This window comes from Janibacter anophelis NBRC 107843 (assembly GCF_001570945.1).
GTDB lineage: Bacteria > Actinomycetota > Actinomycetes > Actinomycetales > Dermatophilaceae > Janibacter > Janibacter anophelis.
Genome location: NZ_BCSQ01000002.1, coordinates 56,766 through 72,455, shown reverse-complemented (window position 1 = coordinate 72,455; position 15,690 = coordinate 56,766). Strand labels below are relative to the sequence as shown.

Sequence of the window (15,690 nt, the reverse complement as noted above, 5' to 3'; positions counted from 1 at the left end):
GCATTGCCGTAGGGCAATGCAGTCTCGGGGTCAGCGGGTCCGGGCGGCGATACGGCGGACCGCGAGGCCCTGCAGGACCATCGAAGCGGCAAGGCAGGCGCCGACGCCCTCGCCCGCGCGCAGGCGCAGGTCGAGCAGCGGCTCGAGGCCGAGCTCGCGCAGGACGAGTGCGTGGGCCCGCTCGCGGCTGACCTGACCGGCGAGCAGGTAGGCCTGGGTGGCCGGCTCGATGCGGCTGGCGAGCACCCCGGGCAAGCTGGCGGCCAGTCCGTCGAGGACGACCGGCGCGCCGGCTGCAGCGGCTCCGAGCGTCACTCCGGTGAGCAGGGCGATCTCCGGACCACCGACCATCGCGAGGAGGCGAAGGGGGTCCGACTCCCCCTGAGTCCGGGCCAGCGCTGTGGTGACGACGTCGCGCTTGCGCGCGACCATGTCGGCGTCCGATCCGGAGCCGAGACCGACGGCGTCCTGGGGCTCGAGGTCGAGCAGGGCGCAGGCGAGGGTCGCGGCGACCGTGGTGTTGCCGACCCCGACCTCGCCGAGGCAGACGAGGCCGCCGGACGCCGCCTCGCGGCCGATCTCCCGACCGGCCGCGACGAGGGCCTCGACGTCGGTGGACGTCATGGCGTCGGTGGTCGCGAGGTCGCCGCGCGCCCCCTGCGCCCGGGCCGCGCGCGCACCCGGGACCGGTTGTGCCACACCGGCATCCACCGCGACGACCGACAGGCCGGCGCCGGCCGCGGTGGAGGCACCCAGCGAGGTGCCGGCGACCGTCGCGGCGAGCACGTCACGCGTCGTCGAGGCGGGGAAGGCGCTCACGCCCAGCCCGGTCACCGGGTGGTCCGCACCGGCCAGCACGAGCGTGCCGCCGGTGAGGTCCTGCGCACCGACGGCCAGCACCCGGTTGAGCGCGCGGTCGAGGACACCCAACGACTCCGGCGGCGAGAGCAGCTCGTCGGCGGCGTCGGTCGCACCGACGAGCCGCGTCGGCTCCGGGCCACGCAGGTGCGAGACGGGCTGCTGCGGGGCCGCCTCGTCGGTCGGCCAACGGTCGCGGATGACGACGTGCTCGAGCGGGGTCTTCTTCGACCACGCGGCGCGCTCGAGGCCGGGCGACGGGGGCCGCTCATCGGGCCAGCCGAGGCACAGCCAGCCGAGAGTGACGACGCCCTCGGGCAGGCCGAGCAGGTCCGCGAGCTCGTTCGGGTCGAAGAGGGTCACCCACCCCATGCCGAGGCCGTGGGCGCGGGCGGTGAGCCACATGTTCTCTATCGCCGTGGCACAGGACCACAGGTCGGCGTCGGGGAAGGTCGCGCGCCCGAGCACCCCCGCTGCGGGAGTGCGGCGGTCGCACGCGACGACGACCCCGACGGGCGCCTCGCGCAGACCCTCGAGCTTGAGGTCGAGCATGCGTGCTGCGCGCTCCGAGGCCAGGTGCGCGGCCTGCTCGACTCGTGCGCGGTCGGCCATCGCGGCCGCCCGGTCGCGGGTCGTCGGGTCGGTGACGACGATGAATCGCCACGGCTGGGAGTGCCCGACGCTCGGCGCCCGGTGGCCGGCCTCGAGCACCTGCCTCAGGAGGTCCTCGGGGACGGCGTCCGGTCGGTAGCGGCGGATGTCGCGCCGACCGGCGACGACCCCGGCGAGTGCCTCGGTGACGGCCTCGCCCATCGCCCAGCCGGACGGGTCGTCGCGCCGCTGCGCCGCGCTGCTCATGTCCCCGATCGTCGGGACCGGGCGCGCGTAGCGGCGGGCCTCCCCTTCGCTCACTCGTCGTCCTCCAGATCGCCCTCGACGTCGAGGTAGACCTGCTGCATCGCCCGCACGACGTCCGGGTCCGGCTCCTCCCACAGGCCGCGGTCTGCGGCCTCGGTGAGCTTTTCGACGATGCCGCGCAGCGCCCAAGGGTTGGCGCGGCGCATGAACTCCTGGTTGGCCTCGTCGAGCACGTAGTCCTGCGCGATGCGGTCGTACATCCAGTCGTGCACGACACCGGCCGTGGCGTCGAAGCCGAAGAGGTAGTCGACCGTCGCCGCGAGCTCGAAGGCGCCCTTGTAGCCGTGCCGCTGCATCGCTGCGATCCAGCGCGGGTTGACCACGCGCGAGCGGAAGACGCGGTTGGTCTCCTCCTGCAGCGTGCGGGTGCGCACGGCATCGGGCGAGGTCGAGTCGCCGACGTAGGCCTTGGGCTCGGAGCCGGTCAGCGCGCGCACGGTCGCGACCATGCCGCCGTGGTACTGGAAGTAGTCGTCGGAGTCGAGGATGTCGGACTCGCGGTTGTCGACGTTCTTCGCCGCGACCTGGATGCGGCGGTAGGTGCGCTCCATGTCCTCGGCGGCCGGCTTGCCGTCGAGGTCACGGCCGTACGCGTACCCGCCCCACGCGGTGTAGACCTGCGCCAGGTCGTCGTCGCTGCGCCAGTTGCCGGACTCGACGACCTGGAGGATGCCGGCGCCGTAGGACCCGGGCTTGGAGCCGAAGATCCTTGTGCGCGAGCGGCGCTCGTCGCCGTGCTCGGCGAGGTCGGCGACCGCGTGGGCGCGCACGTGGTTGTCCTCGGGTGCCTCGTCGAGGCCGGCGACGAGGGCGACCGCGTCGTCGATGAGGGCGATGACGTGCGGGAAGGCATCGCGGAAGAACCCGGAGATGCGCACGGTGACGTCGATGCGCGGGCGGCCTAGCTCGTCGAGCGGGATGGGCTCGAGCCCGACGACGCGGCGGGACTGCTCGTCCCACACCGGCGTGACACCGAGGAGCGCGAGCACCTCACCGATGTCGTCACCCGAGGTGCGCATCGCAGACGTGCCCCACATCGACAGACCGACCGAGGTCGGCAGCTCACCGGTCTCCTCGCGGTAGCGCTCGAGCAGGGAGTCGGCCATGGCGGTGCCGGTCTGGTAGGCCAGCCGCGACGGGATCGCCTTGGGGTCGACGGAGTAGAAATTGCGTCCGGTGGGCAGCACGTTGACCAGGCCGCGAAGGGGGGACCCGCTCGGCCCCGCAGGGACGTACCCGCCGTCGAGGGCGTGCAGGACCATCGGCAGCTCGCGTGCGGTCGCGGCGAGCCGCGGCACGACCTGGGTCGCGGCGAAATCGAGGACGCGGGCCACCTCGTCGGCCGCGTCCGGGGCGAGGTCTGGCTCGTGCTCGGCGACGAGTTCGCCTGCGGCAGAGGGCTCCCAACCCCGCGCGGCGAGCGCCTCGACGAGGCGACGGGCCCTCCCTTCGACCTCGTCGGTCGCGGTCGAGGACGCGTCCTCGGTCAGGCCGAGCGCGGCCCGCAGTCCGGGCACCGACCCGACCTGCCCGGAGAAGACCTGGGCGGCGCGCAGGACGGCGAGGACGAGGTTGACCAGTTCCTCCCCCTCCGGCGCCTGCCCGAGCACGTGGAGTCCGTCGCGGATCTGGACGTCCTTGATCTCGCAGAGCCACCCGTCGACGTGCATGACGAGGTCGTCGAAGCCGTCGGCGTCCTCGAGGTCGACGTCGTCACCGAGCCCGAGGTCGACGTGCATCTGCGCGGCGTGGATCAGCTGCCAGATCTCGCCCCGCAGGGCCGGCGCCTTGGCCGGGTCCATGACCGAGACGTTGCCGTACTCGTCGAGCAGCTGCTCCAGCCGCGAGATGTCGCCGTAGGACTCGGCGCGCGCCATCGGCGGGACGAGGTGATCGACGATCGTCGCGTGGGCGCGGCGCTTGGCCTGGGTGCCCTCCCCGGGGTCGTTGACGAGGAAGGGGTAGACCAGCGGCAGGTTGCCCAGGGCCGCATCGGTGCCGCACGAGGCGGACATCGCGAGGTTCTTGCCCGAGAGCCACTCGAGGTTGCCGTGCTTGCCGACGTGCACGACGGCGTGCGCGCCGAACTCCTCCTCGATCCACCGATAGGTCGCCAGGTAGTGGTGCGTCGGCGGCAGGTCGGGGTCGTGGTAGATCGCGATCGGGTTCTCCCCGAAGCCTCGTGGCGGCTGGACGAGCAGCGCGACATTGCCACGGACGAGTGCGGCGGTGACGATCTCGCCGCTCTCGTCGACGAAGACCTCGCCCGGCGCCTCGCCCCAGTGCTCGGTCATCGCCTCACGCAGGTCGGCGGGGAAGCTCTCGAACCACTCCCGGTAGCGGGCGGCGGGGATGCGCACCTGGGCGCCCTCGACCTGCTCCTGCGTCAGCCACTCCTCGTCCTGCCCGCCCGCGGCGATGAGCTCGTGGATGAGGGCGTTGCCGGACGTGGTGTCAGGAGCCTCTCCCGAGACCGAAGGGAGCGGGTCCATCCCCACGAAGCCCTCACCGAGGTCGTAGCCCGCGTCGCGCATCGCGCGCAGCAGGCGGATCGTCGAGACGGGGGTGTCGAGGCCGACGGCGTTGCCGAGGCGGGAGTGCTTCGTCGGGTAGGCGGACAGGACGACGGCGATGCGGCGTTCGGCGACCGGCGTGGAGCGCAGTCGGGCGTGGTTGACGGCGATGCCGGCCACGCGCGCCGCCCGCTCGGGGTCGGCGACGTAGTGCGGCAGTCCCTCGTCGTCGAACTCCTTGAAGGAGAAGGCGACCGTGATCAGGCGCCCGTCGAACTCGGGGACGGCGACCTGGGTCGCGACGTCGAGCGGGCTCATGCCGTCGTCGCTGCCCTCCCAGTCGGCGCGGCCCCAGGTCAGGCACAGGCCCTGGAGGATCGGTATGTCGAGCGCGGCGAGCGCCTCGACGTCCCAGGCCTCGTCGTCCTCACCGGCGGACGCGGTCGCGGGCTTGGTGCCGCCGGCCGCGAGGACCGTCGTCACGAGTGCGTCGAGGGTGCCGAGGTGCTCGAGGAGCCCCTCGGGCGCGTCACGCAGCGACGCGGAGTGGATGACGACACCCTGCCCGCCGGCGGCGTCGACGGCGTCGGCGAGAGCGTGCGCGTAGTCGGTGTTGCCGGCCGCGTACTGGGCCCGGTAGATCAGGACGCCGACGCGTGGCCGGGTGCGACCGGACTCCAGCGCGGCGGGCTCGTCGCGCTCGAGGACGCCCCACTGCGGCAGGGCCTCCGGCGCCTCGAATCCCTCGCCCGTGAGCAGGAGGGTGTCAGCGAGGAAGGCGTGCAGCTGCGCGAGGTTGGCCGGGCCCCCTTCGGCGAGGTAGCGGTGGGCCTCCGCGGCGGTGCCGGGCGGCACGGTCGAGAGCTCCATGAGCGCCGCGTCCGGCTCCTGGGTGCCGCCGAGGACGACGAGCGGGGCGCTGGCGGCGCGCAGGTCCTCGAAGCCCTCCCACAGCCCCTGCGGCGAGCCGAGGTACCGGACGACCACGATGTCCGCGCCGGCGACACGCTCGGCGATCTGCTCGTCGGTCAGGCGGGCCGGGTTGCCCACGACGTAGTCGCTGCCCGCGTTGCGCGCGCTCAGCAGGTCAGTGTCGGAGGTGGACAGCAGGGCGATCTGTGGCACGGGTCGTGCAGCTCCTCAGGCGGGGTTCCGCGCCCCGCGGTCGAAGGGAGGGACCCGCACGGACTCGTCCGGGCCGGCCGATCGGGCGTGTCTGACTCGCGAAGCTCGCTCACAGTGGCGGGACCGTCCCGGAGTTGCACCGGGTTCCGCTCGGGTCGGCTGCGTCGCACTCTACCCAAGGGCGTCCGGGGGCCACGTAGGCTGCTGCGCCGTGGCCACCCCCTCGTCCTCCCGCAGCGGCGCCGACCGCTGCCCGGGGCTGCTCACCCCCTTCGTCTCCGCGGACGGGGCGATGGTCCGGTTGCGGGTGCCGGGCGGGCGCGTGGCGGCCTCGACCTTGGCCGAGATCTGCTCTCTCGCAGGCACCTTCGGCGATCCTGACGTCACGGTGACCTCGCGTGGGAGCCTGCAGCTGCGTGGTCTGCCGGACCCGCTCCCCCGCGAGCTCATCACCGCCATCGGCGACCTGGGACTCGTCCCCTCGGGCGAGCACGACAAGGCGCGCAACATCGTCGCCGACCCGGACCCAGCGCTCGATGACCTCGTCGCCGCGCTCGACGCGGCGCTGCTCGCCGACCCCGGGCTCGCGCAGCTGCCGGGCCGCTTCCTGCTCGCCGTCGCGGGCCCGGGCGGACCGGTGCTCGGGGAGCCGTGGGACGTGGCGATCGTCGACGAAGGGAGTACCGCCCGGGTGCTCGTCGACGGTCGGTCGGTCGTCGTGGACCGGGCCGACGCCGCGCAGGCCGCACTCGACGTGGCGCGGCGGTTCCTGGCCACCCGCCCGGATGCACGCACGTGGAATGTCCGCGACCTGTCGCCCGAGGCACGGGTCGACCTGCTGCCGGGGGGCACCGTCGTCGTCGTGGAGGCCGGCGCGCCGCCCGTCGCCGGGCCGGTCGGCGAGGACCTCGTCGCGCTCCTGCCGCTGGGACTGCTCACGCCCCGCATGGCGCAGGCCCTCGTCGCGTCTCGAGGTTCGTCGCAGAGCTCCTCACACCTCGACGAACGTGGCGAGACCACGATGCGGCTCACCCCGTGGCGGTCGGTCGTCTTGCCGGGCGGGGCCATCCAGGCGGCAGAGCTCGAGACCGCCGGGTTCGTCACGCGCCCCGACTCCCCCTGGACGATCCTCACGGCCTGCGCCGGGGCTCCCGCCTGCGCGCGCACGAGCACCCCGACCCGCGACCTCGCCCGCGAGGCCGCTCCCCTGCTCGACCCAGCCGGCCCACCCGTGCACGTCATCGGCTGCGAGCGCGCCTGCGGCCACCCCGCCCGCCCCCACACCACGTCGCTCACCCCGTCATCCGTCGCGGACATCGTTGCCGCACAACGCTCCCCACTCAGGAAGGCCTGATGGACCCCCTTCGCCCCACCCGCCGCTACGACTACGTCACCGACGGCCAGGAGATCTACCGCCGCTCCTTCGGCATGATCCGCGACGAGGCCGACCTCACGGGCCTGCCGGCCGACCTGCACGGTGCCGCGGTCCGGATCATCCACGCCGCGGGGGACGTCGCGATCACCAGCGAGATCGCCGCCCACCCACACGTGGCGGCCGCTGCGCACGCCGCCCTGGTCGCCGGGTCGCCCATCCTCACCGACAGCAACATGCTCGCCTCCGGCGTCACGCGGCGACGCCTGCCCGCCGACAACGAGGTCGTCTGCACGCTGCGCGACGCACGCGTCCCGGCCCTCGCCGCGGAGTGGGACACCACCCGCGCGGCCGCCGCGGTCTCCCTGTGGGGCGAGCGTCTCGGGGGCTCCGTCGTCGCGATCGGCAACGCGCCGACCGCCCTCTTCCACCTGCTCGAGCTGCTCCGCGACGGCGCACCGCGACCGGCCGCGATCGTCGGCATGCCGGTCGGCTTCGTCGGGTCGGCAGAGTCCAAGGTCGCCCTCGCCGAGCACGACCTGCCCGGCGGACCGGTCCCGTGGCTCGTCGTCCACGGTCGCCGCGGTGGGTCCGCGATGGCCGCCGCCGCGCTCAACGCCCTGGCCAACCCGGACGAGCTGGCATGAGCGACAAGGGCACCGGCCACTTCTACGGCGTCGGCATCGGCCCCGGCGACCCCGAGCTCATCACCCTCAAGGCCGCCCGGCTCATCCGCGACGCCGACGTCATCGCCTACCACTCGGGCACCGGCAAGCAGTCGATGGCGCGGGGCATCGCCGCCGACCTCATCCCCGACGGCGTCATCGAGGAGGAGCTGCGCTACCCGGTGACGACCGGCTCCACCGACCACCCGCGCGGGTACTACGGGGCGCTCGCCGACTTCTACGACGAGTGCAGCGACCGTCTCGAGGCGCACCTGTCACAGGGGCGCACCGTCGTCGTCCTCGCGGTCGGCGACCCGCTGTTCTTCGGCTCCTTCATGTACGTCCACGACCGGCTGAGCCCGCGCTACCCCACCGAGGTCGTCCCCGGCATCACCTCCATGTCGGCGGCCACGGCGGCCGTCGCGACCGGGCTGTGCCGCCACGAGGACACCCTCACGGTGCTGCCCGGCACGCTGCCGGTGCCGGAGCTCGCCCGCCGCCTCGCCGACACGGACGCAGCGATCATCATGAAGCTCGGACGCACCTTCACCGGCGTCCGCGAGGCGCTGCGCCAGGCCGGGATGCTCGAGCGCGCCGTCTACGTCGAGCGCGCCTCCGGCGCAGGCGAGGTCGTCCTGCCGGCGGCCGACGTCGACGAGGGTCGCGTGCCGTACATGTCGCTCGTCGTGGTGCCCGGTGAGGGACTGCGCGACGACGCGGCCGGCCGAGCCGCGGACTTCGCGCGGATCACGGCGGGTGAGCGTGATCTCGAGGCTCGGCCGCAGGCGGCCTCGCACCTCGATCGGCGAAGCGGGACCGTGCACGTCGTCGGCCTCGGCCCGGGGCCGGAGCGGTGGCTCACTCCCGAGGCCTCGGACGTCCTGGCACAGGTCGACCACGTCGTCGGATACGCCCCGTACGTCGCGCGCGTGCCGCAGCGCGAGGGGTTGACCCGACACTCCTCCGGCAACACCGTCGAGCTCGACCGCGGTCGCCTCGCCCTGGACCTGGCGCGCTCGGGGGACGACGTGGCCATCGTCTCCGGTGGCGACGCGGGGGTCTTCGGCATGGCGACCGCACTCTTCGAGTCGCGGGAGACCGCCGTCGCCGAGGACGCCGGCTACACGGACGTGCCCGTGCGGGTCGTGCCGGGGGTCACCGCGGCGCACGCCGCGAGCGCCCTCGTCGGCGCCGTGCTCGGCGGCGACCACGCGCTGGTCAATCTCAGCGACAACCTCAAGCCGTGGGAGGTGCTCGCCGACCGACTCACCGCGCTCGCGACGCACGACGTCACGATGGCGCTGTACAACCCGCGGTCTGCCTCACGACCGGACACGCTGGGCCGGGCCCGCGACCTGCTCGTCGACGCCGTGGGCCCGGACCGCGTCGTCGTCGTGGCCCGGCACGTGGGCCGCGACGCCGAGTCCGTGGCGATCACCCGCCTCGGTGAGCTCGACGTCGAGTCGGTCGACATGGGCTGCCTCGTCGTCATCGGTGCATCGAGCACCCGGGTCACCGACGACGGACGGGTCTGGACGCCGCGCTCGGTGGGGTGAGGTGCCGCGGGCTCAGGCCCAGAAGGGCGGCGGTCCGGCCGGCGCGTCCGCGCGGGGCGACGGGAGGCGGGCGCCGTCTCCCCACCCCTTCGCCCACTCCGGGACGGTCGAGGGCGGCGGGTCGATGCCGAGGAGCTGCCACAGGCGGTCGGTGTCGAGGCCCTTGCCCCGCTGGAGGAACCGCATCCGCACCAGAGCCTGGGCGCACACCTGACCGTCGACGACGAACCGCTGCTCGTAGTACACGCTGACCCGGTCCCAGCCGGCGAGCGCGGTGTGCAGCTCGTAGCGCTGGAGCGGCTGCAGCGAGGTGCGGAAGGTCATCGTCTCCTGCATGACGACCGGCGAGATGCGCTTGCGCACCTGCGCGCGGCCCCAGCCCGAGCGGATCGCCAGGTCGATGCGGCCGAGGTCGGCCTTGGTGAAGTAGACCCCGTTGTTCATGTGCCCGGCGAAGTCGATGTCGTTGGGCAGCACACGCAGCGGGAGGACGCCGTGCTCACCGGGGGCGACGCGACCACGGCGGCGTGCGGTCGCGGCGGCCCAGACGATGCGGAAGATGCGGTTCACCCGCTCATCCTCTCCCGAGGCCACGCCTCGACCACTGTCGGTGCACGGTGCCACGCTGTGAGCATGGCCACGATCTACTGCACCGCGACGAGCCTGGACGGCTACATCGCCGACGACGAGGAGAGCCTGTCGTGGCTCTTCGCGACGCCCGGCCACGACAAGGATCCGCAGGGTCGGTACGGCGACGGCGCGACCCTGGACTTCGACCAGTTCATCCCGACGGTCGGGGCCGTGGTCTGCGGTGCCAACACCTACGCGTGGGTGCACCGCGAGCTGACGCACGACGGGCAGGAGTTCGCCTGGCCCTACGAGCAGCCGTCGTGGATCGTCACGCACCGCGACCTCGACCTGCCGAAGGGGGTGACCTCCTTCGCCGGCGACGTCCGGGAGCTGCACGCGGCCGCGACGGAGGCCGCGGACGGCAAGGACGTGTGGATCGTCGGGGGCGGCGACCTCGCCGGCCAGTTCGCCGACGCCGGCCTGCTCGACCGGGTGTGGATCCACCAGACCCCGGTCACGCTCGGGGCCGGCGCGCCGCTGCTCCCCCGGCGGCTGCGGCTGCAGCGGGTGCGGGTCGAGCGCGACGGCCAGTTCACCGCGATGCTCTTCGACGTCGTCGGCCCGGAGCCGCGCCGCATCGGCGAGGTCGACGGGGCTGCTGAGGTCTACGCCGAGGGTGGACCGTGACGCCGGGCCGGGAGCACGGGGTCGCCTTCGACGCGCCGCTGCGCGACCAGCTCCTCGGTCTCATCGACGAGCACCGCGCCCTGCTCGCCGGCTGTCTCGAGGGGCTGACGGAGGAGGAGGCGCGCCGGTCGCTCGTGCCGTCGCGGACGACGCTGCTGGGCCTGGTCAAGCACGTCACCTTCGTCGAGCGGGTGTGGTTCGAGGAGGCAGTGACGGGTCGCTCCCGCGCCGAGCTCGGGTTGCCGGCCGGCCCGGACGAGTCCTTCGTCCTGGGGCCGCACGACACGATCACCTCGGTCACCGCCACCCACCGCGCCGCCTGCGAAGCCTCGCGTGCGGCGATGACCCGGCTCGATCTCGACGACGTGGTGACGGGCAACCGGCGTGGGCCGCTCCCCATGCGCTTCATCCTGCTGCACGTGCTGCGCGAGCTGGCCCAGCACGGGGGCCACGCCGACATCCTGCGGGAGCAGCTGCTCGCCGCGCGGCGATGACCCTCAGGTGGCGATGACCGGGCCAGCCACCCGGGACAACGCGGCCGCCACCTCCTGCGGCGTCCGCGGCCATCCGAGGTCCGCGGCGTCGTGTCCGAGGTGCCTCAGCAGGTCGACGGACCACGGCGGCCGCAGCCGCGCGGACTCGACGAGCTCGGGATCCGAGAGGGCGTCCTCGACGTCGCCCTGATGCACCACGCCGTCGACGACGAGAGCGACCTCGTGCGCCCAACGCCACGCGAGGTCGACGTCGTGGGTCGACAGGACGACCGTCGTGCCGTGCTGCTCCAGGGCGGCGACCGCCGCGAGCATCTCCTCGACGCCCGCCGGGTCGAGGCCCGCGGTCGGCTCGTCGAGCAGCAGCACGTCGGGATGCATCGCGAGCGCTCCCGCCACGGCCACCCGCTTGCGCTGACCGAAGGAGAGCCGATGCACCGGGCGATCGGCCAGATCAGTGAGCGACAGCACCGCCAGCGCCTCGTCCACTCGGGCCGAGACCTCCTCGACCGCCAGACCGAGGTTGCTCGGGCCGTACCCGATGTCCGCGCGCACGTCGGCGCTGAAGAGCTGGTCGTCCGGATCCTGGGTCACGAGCTGCACGCGCTGGCGGTGCTGAGTGAGTCCCCGACGGGTGTGCCGCAGTACGCCACCCCGGCTGATGACCGAGCCCTCGGTCGGCTCGTGGGCCCCCGAGAGCACCCGCAGCAGGGTCGTCTTGCCCGAGCCGTTGGCCCCGAGGATCGCCGTGCGACGACCGATCCCGATCGTCACCGACACGCAGTCGAGGACCCGCGGGGTTCCGGGGTAACCGGCGTGGACGCCCCGCAGGGCCAGCGCCGTCGCAGCGTCGTCCGGTGGGGTCCAGGACCCGAGTCGGTGGGTCACGACAGTCCAGCTCCCAACGACATCGCTGCCAGAGCGAGCACGAGCGACGCACCCGCCACGACGAAGGGGGTCGACACGTCCCGGGCAGGCACGACCGGCACCGCGCCGACTCCCCCGCGCCCGGCGAGGCCCTCCTCCAGCCGACGCGCCCGGTCCCACGCGCCGACGAGCACCGCAGCGGCGAGCAGCCCGACGGAGCGGCGCGCCGCGCCCCCGCTGGCGTATCCGAGCCGTCCCGCCTGGGCCGCGCGGATCGAGGTGGCCACGTCCAGGAGGGAGAAGATCATCCGGTAGGTCACCGCGGCGATGTCGACGGCGACCTCCGGCACCCGAGCGCGTCGCAGGCCCGCGAGCAGGTCGACCATCGGGGTGGTCGCGGCGAGCAGGACCATGGCCGCGGTGGCGGCGAGCGCCCGCGTGGCCACGAGGAGAGCGCGCGAGGCACTCCCGGCGCCCACACCGACGGGACCCCAGCGCACGAGGTCACCGCCACCGAAGGTCACGGCTATCGTCACGGCTCCCAGACCGATGAAGGCCGCGGGCCCGAGCATCGCGCGCCACCACACCCCTGCGGGGACGCGTGCACGGGCGGTGATGGCCAGGACGCAGATCCCGACGGCGCCCGCGACGACCACCGAGGTCGTCGTCGCGGCGACGAGGAGCAGACCGAGGCAGAGCACGGACTTCTCCAGCGTCGAGCGGGTCCGCCACGGGGAGGACCACGCCGCGTCGTCGAGGGAGAGCCCCATCAGGCGCTTTCGGGCTCGGCGCCGTCGCCGTCCGCGCGAGCAGGACGGCCCCGCAAGCGGCCGAAGACGTAGCCGAGGGCGATCCCGCCCAGCCCGGCCTGCAGGGCGAACAGGCCCGACTCGATCTCACCGCCGGCGGGCGGCATGATCGGCTCGAACCACGGCTCGTGGCCGGCCTCCTCGAGCTGCTCCGTGGCAGCGGCATCGGTGCCACCGAACGCCTCCTCCTCGCCGGCGGCCGCACGACCGCCGAGGTAGAGGGCGATCGCGAGGAGGGCGACGACGGCCAGCAGGACGAGGGCGACGCCGCGGCGCCCGAAGGTCATGACCTCACGCATCGACGGCCTCCTTGTCAGCGGTGCGGAGGACCTGCAGGTCCTCCATCTCGGGACGTGCCCAGGCGATGAGCGCATTGATCAAGAGCACACCGATCAGGCCTTCGACGATCGCGAGCGGCACCTGGGTGACGGCGAAGATCCCCAGGAATCGGGACCACGCCTCGATGAAGCCGCCCTCGGGGTACGCCAACGCGAGCTGCGTGGCCGTCGTGACGTAGGTGGCGAGGTCGGCGACGGCGACGCCGACGAAGACCCGGACCATGAAGGGGGCCGCGGCCAGGAGACGGAAGAGCCCGTACCCGACCCACGGACCGACGACGGCCATCGAGACGACGTTGGCGCCGAGGGTCGTCAGGCCGCCGTGCGCGAGGAGCAGGGCTTGGAAGAGCAGGACGATCGTGCCGAGCAATGCCATGACCGGCGGACGGAAGATGATCGCTCCGACGCCCGTCCCGGTCGGGTGTGAGCTGGAGCCCGTGACCGACGGCAGCTTGATCGCCGACATGACGAAGGTGAAGGCTCCCGCGGCTCCGAGCAGCAGGCGGGCGCTCGGGTTGTCGCGGACGATACGCGTGGCCCTCCGGGTGCCGTGGATGACGAAGGGGGCGGCCACGGCGGTCCACGCGGCGGCCTGGACGGGTGGCAGGAAGCCCTCGGCGATGTGCACGAGAAGCACTCACTCTCTCCGGGATTGACGCGTCCCGGGTCAGGCCATCGCCCTGAGTTCCTGACTCGCGGAAGACCCGCTCACAGTGGCGCGACCGTCCCGGGATCTCACCGGGTTCCTCATCGAAGAGCGATGGCCCGAGTGACCCTAGCGGAGCCCTGACCCGATGTCCGCCGCTGTCTCATCGAGCGCGGCGACCCGCTGGCACGAGTAGAGGTGCGACTCGACGAAGTCCTCGGCCCGCAGTGCCCAACCGACGACGATGATCGCGGCCTGCCGCAGATCGTGCGACTCGACCTGGTCGGCGATGTCGGCGAGCGTCCCGCGCAGCACGATCTCCTCGGGCTGCTCGACCCGGTAGGCCACGGCGACCGGGCAGTCGGCGCCGTAGTGCTCCGCGAGGCGCTCGGCGAGCTCACGGGTGCGACGGATTGCCAGGTGCAGCACGAGGGTCGCCCCCGTCGCGGCGAAGGCCTCGAGCGACTCCCCCGACGGCATCGCCGTCGAGTCGCGCTGCGCTCGGGTGAGGACGACGGACTGGGCGACCTCGGGCACGGTGAGCTCGCGGCCGAGGCGGGCGGCGGTCGCCGCGTAGGCGCCGATGCCCGGGGTGATGTCCCACGGCACGCCGGCCGCGTCGAGACGACGGGTCTGCTCGGCGATCGCGGAGTAGATGCTCGGGTCGCCGGAGCACAGCCGGGCGACGTCCTCGCCGCGCTCGTGGGCGGCGACGAGCTCGGCGGTGATGCCATCGAGGTCGAGGGCCTGGGTGTCGACGAGCCGGGCGGCGGGCGGGCAGTGCTCGAGGACCGCTGCGTCGAGATAGGTGCCGGCGTAGAGGCACACCGGGCTCGCGGCAAGCAGTCGGGTGGCGCGCACGGTCAGCAGGTCGGCGGCCCCGGGGCCGGCGCCGATGAAGTGGACGGTCATGGCTGGTCCTCGGTGTCGGTGCGGGTCGCGGCGAGCTGGACGACGGTGCGGGCGGGGGTCCAGGACAGGAAGCGGCCGAGGGGCACGGCGCGCTCGATGCTGGTACGGGTCAGCTCGCCTCCGGTGCGGGCGTGCAGGTCGAGCAGGGCCGACTCGCCCTCGAGCGTCACGGCGTGCGCGACGAGCCTGGCCCCGGGGCGAAGGGAGGACCACGCCCGCGCGAGCAGGTCCGGGTCGAGGCCCCCGCCGACGAAGACGGCGTCCGCGGCGGGCAGCGCGGACAGGTCGGTGGTGGTCGTGTCGTCGACGACGACGTCGACGCGGCCCGCGAGGCCCAGCGCCTGCGCGTTGGCCGTGATCCGGGACGCGCGGGTCGCGTCGCGCTCGACGCAGGTCGCGGTGGCGCGGTCGACCGCCAGGCACCACTCGAGGGCGACCGACCCGTTGCCCGCCCCGAGGTCCCACAGGTGCGCCCCGGGCGTGGGTCGCAGCCGGGCGAGGGCGCCGGCGCGCACGTCCCGCTTGGTCAGCTGGCCGTCGTGGTCGATGAAGTCCTCGGCGCGTCCCGGTACCGGACCCGCGGCGGCGGCCGTCACCGGGTCGTGGGTGCGGGCCTCGACGCAGACGACGACGAGGTCGGGTGTGGTCCCCGTGAAGGCGTGGGCTCGCTCGGACCGCGCCCCCTCCTCCGCGCCGCCGAGGTGCCAGCGGGCGGTGAGCATCGTTGCGCCCCAACCGTGCTCGGTGAGCAGCCGACCGAGCCGGGCGGGGTCCTCGCCGGTCGAGCACAGGACGACCAGCCGCGCTCGGGGCGCCAGGTGCGGCAGGACGGCCCTGAGGTCACGACCGACGGTGGTGACGACGACGGCCTCCTCCGCGGACCAGCCCTGCCGGGCCCGGGCGAGGGCGTCGCTGCCGATGGCCGGGTGCACCCGGACGGACTCCGGACCGAGCAGCTCGACGAGGGTCGTGCCGATGCCGCTGCGCAGCGGGTCGCCACTGGCGAGGACGACGGCGTCTCCCTTCGCCTCCAGCAGTGCCTCCAGCCCGGGACGAAGGGGGCTGGGCCAGGCCACGAGGTCGGCGTGCGGCGCGTGGTCGGCGACGAGGTCGAGGTGGCGCCGCCCGCCGATCAGGGTCGCGGCACCCGCGACGAGGCCGCGGCGGGCCTCGTCCAGGCCGGCCCAGCCGTCGTCCCCGATACCCACGACGTCGATCACGGACGCCCACATTAGGCCCTCACCCTCCTGTGGCATGCTGGCGCCCGGCGCAGCCCACCGAGGAATCCGGTGCAACTCCGGAGCGGTCCCGCCACTGTGAAGGTCCCCAGGGACCAAGCCAGGACATCGGACTGCGTCCGTCG

General features: G+C 73.7%; 14 protein-coding genes and 3 riboswitches. Of the genes, 5 read left to right on the top strand and 9 right to left on the bottom strand.

Annotation, left to right across the window (positions count from 1 at the left end):
- Positions 1-30: 30 nt before the first annotated feature.
- Together bluB and cobN are read right to left on the bottom strand one after the other, a co-directional pair.
- Positions 31-1,770 carry a 5,6-dimethylbenzimidazole synthase gene (gene bluB / locus JAN01S_RS01100; RefSeq protein ID WP_068312336.1) on the bottom strand — a complete coding sequence of 580 codons (1,740 nt, stop codon included), beginning with the start codon at positions 1,768-1,770 and terminating at the stop codon, positions 31-33.
- On the bottom strand, positions 1,767-5,414 hold the full coding sequence (gene cobN / locus JAN01S_RS01095; protein ID WP_068312333.1) for a cobaltochelatase subunit CobN: 3,648 nt from the start codon (positions 5,412-5,414) through the stop codon (positions 1,767-1,769). Before cobN ends, bluB begins: the two co-directional genes overlap by 4 nt.
- An 87-nt stretch (positions 5,415-5,501) precedes the next feature.
- Positions 5,502-5,562, bottom strand: a riboswitch (cobalamin riboswitch).
- A 63-nt stretch (positions 5,563-5,625) separates the two neighbouring features.
- Here cobN and JAN01S_RS01090 point away from each other — a divergent pair.
- From JAN01S_RS01090 to JAN01S_RS01080, 3 genes are read left to right on the top strand one after another with little or no spacing between them, the layout of a single operon-like run.
- The gene (locus JAN01S_RS01090) at positions 5,626-6,768 is read left to right on the top strand and encodes a ferredoxin-like domain-containing protein (protein WP_068312330.1); all 1,143 of its coding nucleotides are present in this window, start codon (positions 5,626-5,628) and stop codon (positions 6,766-6,768) included.
- Complete coding sequence (locus tag JAN01S_RS01085) at positions 6,768-7,433, top strand: precorrin-8X methylmutase (protein ID WP_068312327.1); 666 nt, start codon at positions 6,768-6,770, stop codon at positions 7,431-7,433. The genes JAN01S_RS01090 and JAN01S_RS01085 overlap by 1 nt, the downstream gene beginning before the upstream one ends.
- Complete coding sequence (locus tag JAN01S_RS01080; RefSeq protein WP_068312324.1) at positions 7,430-9,007, top strand: precorrin-2 C(20)-methyltransferase; 1,578 nt, start codon at positions 7,430-7,432, stop codon at positions 9,005-9,007. Before JAN01S_RS01085 ends, JAN01S_RS01080 begins: the two co-directional genes overlap by 4 nt.
- 12 nt (positions 9,008-9,019) lie before the next feature.
- Here the strand turns inward: JAN01S_RS01080 and JAN01S_RS01075 are convergent, their stop codons facing one another.
- The gene (locus tag JAN01S_RS01075; protein WP_068312321.1) at positions 9,020-9,577 is read right to left on the bottom strand and encodes an acyl-CoA thioesterase; all 558 of its coding nucleotides are present in this window, start codon (positions 9,575-9,577) and stop codon (positions 9,020-9,022) included.
- 63 nt (positions 9,578-9,640) lie between these two features.
- Here JAN01S_RS01075 and JAN01S_RS01070 point away from each other — a divergent pair, with 63 nt between their 5' ends.
- Together JAN01S_RS01070 and JAN01S_RS01065 are read left to right on the top strand one after the other, a co-directional pair.
- Positions 9,641-10,264 carry a dihydrofolate reductase family protein gene (locus tag JAN01S_RS01070; RefSeq protein ID WP_068312317.1) on the top strand — a complete coding sequence of 208 codons (624 nt, stop codon included), beginning with the start codon at positions 9,641-9,643 and terminating at the stop codon, positions 10,262-10,264.
- Positions 10,261-10,758: a DinB family protein gene (locus tag JAN01S_RS01065; protein ID WP_084359891.1), complete on the top strand. Its 498-nt coding sequence runs from the start codon at positions 10,261-10,263 to the stop codon at positions 10,756-10,758. The genes JAN01S_RS01070 and JAN01S_RS01065 overlap by 4 nt, the downstream gene beginning before the upstream one ends.
- A gap of 3 nt (positions 10,759-10,761) precedes the next feature.
- Here the strand turns inward: JAN01S_RS01065 and JAN01S_RS01060 are convergent, their stop codons facing one another.
- The 6 genes from JAN01S_RS01060 to cbiE form a co-directional block, all read right to left on the bottom strand.
- Positions 10,762-11,643 (bottom strand): energy-coupling factor ABC transporter ATP-binding protein, encoded by an 882-nt coding sequence (locus JAN01S_RS01060; protein ID WP_084359890.1) that lies wholly within the window; start codon positions 11,641-11,643, stop codon positions 10,762-10,764.
- Positions 11,640-12,392, bottom strand: coding sequence for a cobalt ECF transporter T component CbiQ (gene cbiQ / locus JAN01S_RS01055; protein ID WP_068312315.1), 753 nt, complete (start codon positions 12,390-12,392; stop codon positions 11,640-11,642). Before cbiQ ends, JAN01S_RS01060 begins: the two co-directional genes overlap by 4 nt.
- Positions 12,392-12,730 (bottom strand): energy-coupling factor ABC transporter substrate-binding protein, encoded by a 339-nt coding sequence (locus tag JAN01S_RS01050; protein WP_068312313.1) that lies wholly within the window; start codon positions 12,728-12,730, stop codon positions 12,392-12,394. The genes cbiQ and JAN01S_RS01050 overlap by 1 nt, the downstream gene beginning before the upstream one ends.
- Positions 12,723-13,397 carry an energy-coupling factor ABC transporter permease gene (locus tag JAN01S_RS01045; RefSeq protein WP_068312310.1) on the bottom strand — a complete coding sequence of 225 codons (675 nt, stop codon included), beginning with the start codon at positions 13,395-13,397 and terminating at the stop codon, positions 12,723-12,725. Before JAN01S_RS01045 ends, JAN01S_RS01050 begins: the two co-directional genes overlap by 8 nt.
- Before the next feature lie 34 nt (positions 13,398-13,431).
- Positions 13,432-13,544, bottom strand: a riboswitch (cobalamin riboswitch).
- Positions 13,545-14,327, bottom strand: coding sequence for a precorrin-4 C(11)-methyltransferase (cobM, locus tag JAN01S_RS01040; RefSeq protein ID WP_068312307.1), 783 nt, complete (start codon positions 14,325-14,327; stop codon positions 13,545-13,547).
- Complete coding sequence (cbiE, locus tag JAN01S_RS01035; RefSeq protein WP_217999981.1) at positions 14,324-15,547, bottom strand: precorrin-6y C5,15-methyltransferase (decarboxylating) subunit CbiE; 1,224 nt, start codon at positions 15,545-15,547, stop codon at positions 14,324-14,326. The genes cobM and cbiE overlap by 4 nt, the downstream gene beginning before the upstream one ends.
- A 62-nt stretch (positions 15,548-15,609) precedes the next feature.
- A riboswitch (cobalamin riboswitch) is annotated at positions 15,610-15,673 on the top strand.
- Positions 15,674-15,690 lie beyond the last annotated feature (17 nt).

What these genes read in the sequence shown, in the direction of transcription:
- JAN01S_RS01085 (WP_068312327.1), top strand. Translation starts at nt 6,768, where the DNA reads ATGGACCCCCTTCGCCCCACCCGCCGCTACGACTACGTCACCGACGGC.
- JAN01S_RS01080 (WP_068312324.1), top strand. Translation starts at nt 7,430, where the DNA reads ATGAGCGACAAGGGCACCGGCCACTTCTACGGCGTCGGCATCGGCCCC.
- JAN01S_RS01070 (WP_068312317.1), top strand. Translation starts at nt 9,641, where the DNA reads ATGGCCACGATCTACTGCACCGCGACGAGCCTGGACGGCTACATCGCC.
- cbiQ (WP_068312315.1), bottom strand. Translation starts at nt 12,392, where the DNA reads ATGGGGCTCTCCCTCGACGACGCGGCGTGGTCCTCCCCGTGGCGGACC.
- JAN01S_RS01050 (WP_068312313.1), bottom strand. Translation starts at nt 12,730, where the DNA reads ATGCGTGAGGTCATGACCTTCGGGCGCCGCGGCGTCGCCCTCGTCCTG.
- cobM (WP_068312307.1), bottom strand. Translation starts at nt 14,327, where the DNA reads ATGACCGTCCACTTCATCGGCGCCGGCCCCGGGGCCGCCGACCTGCTG.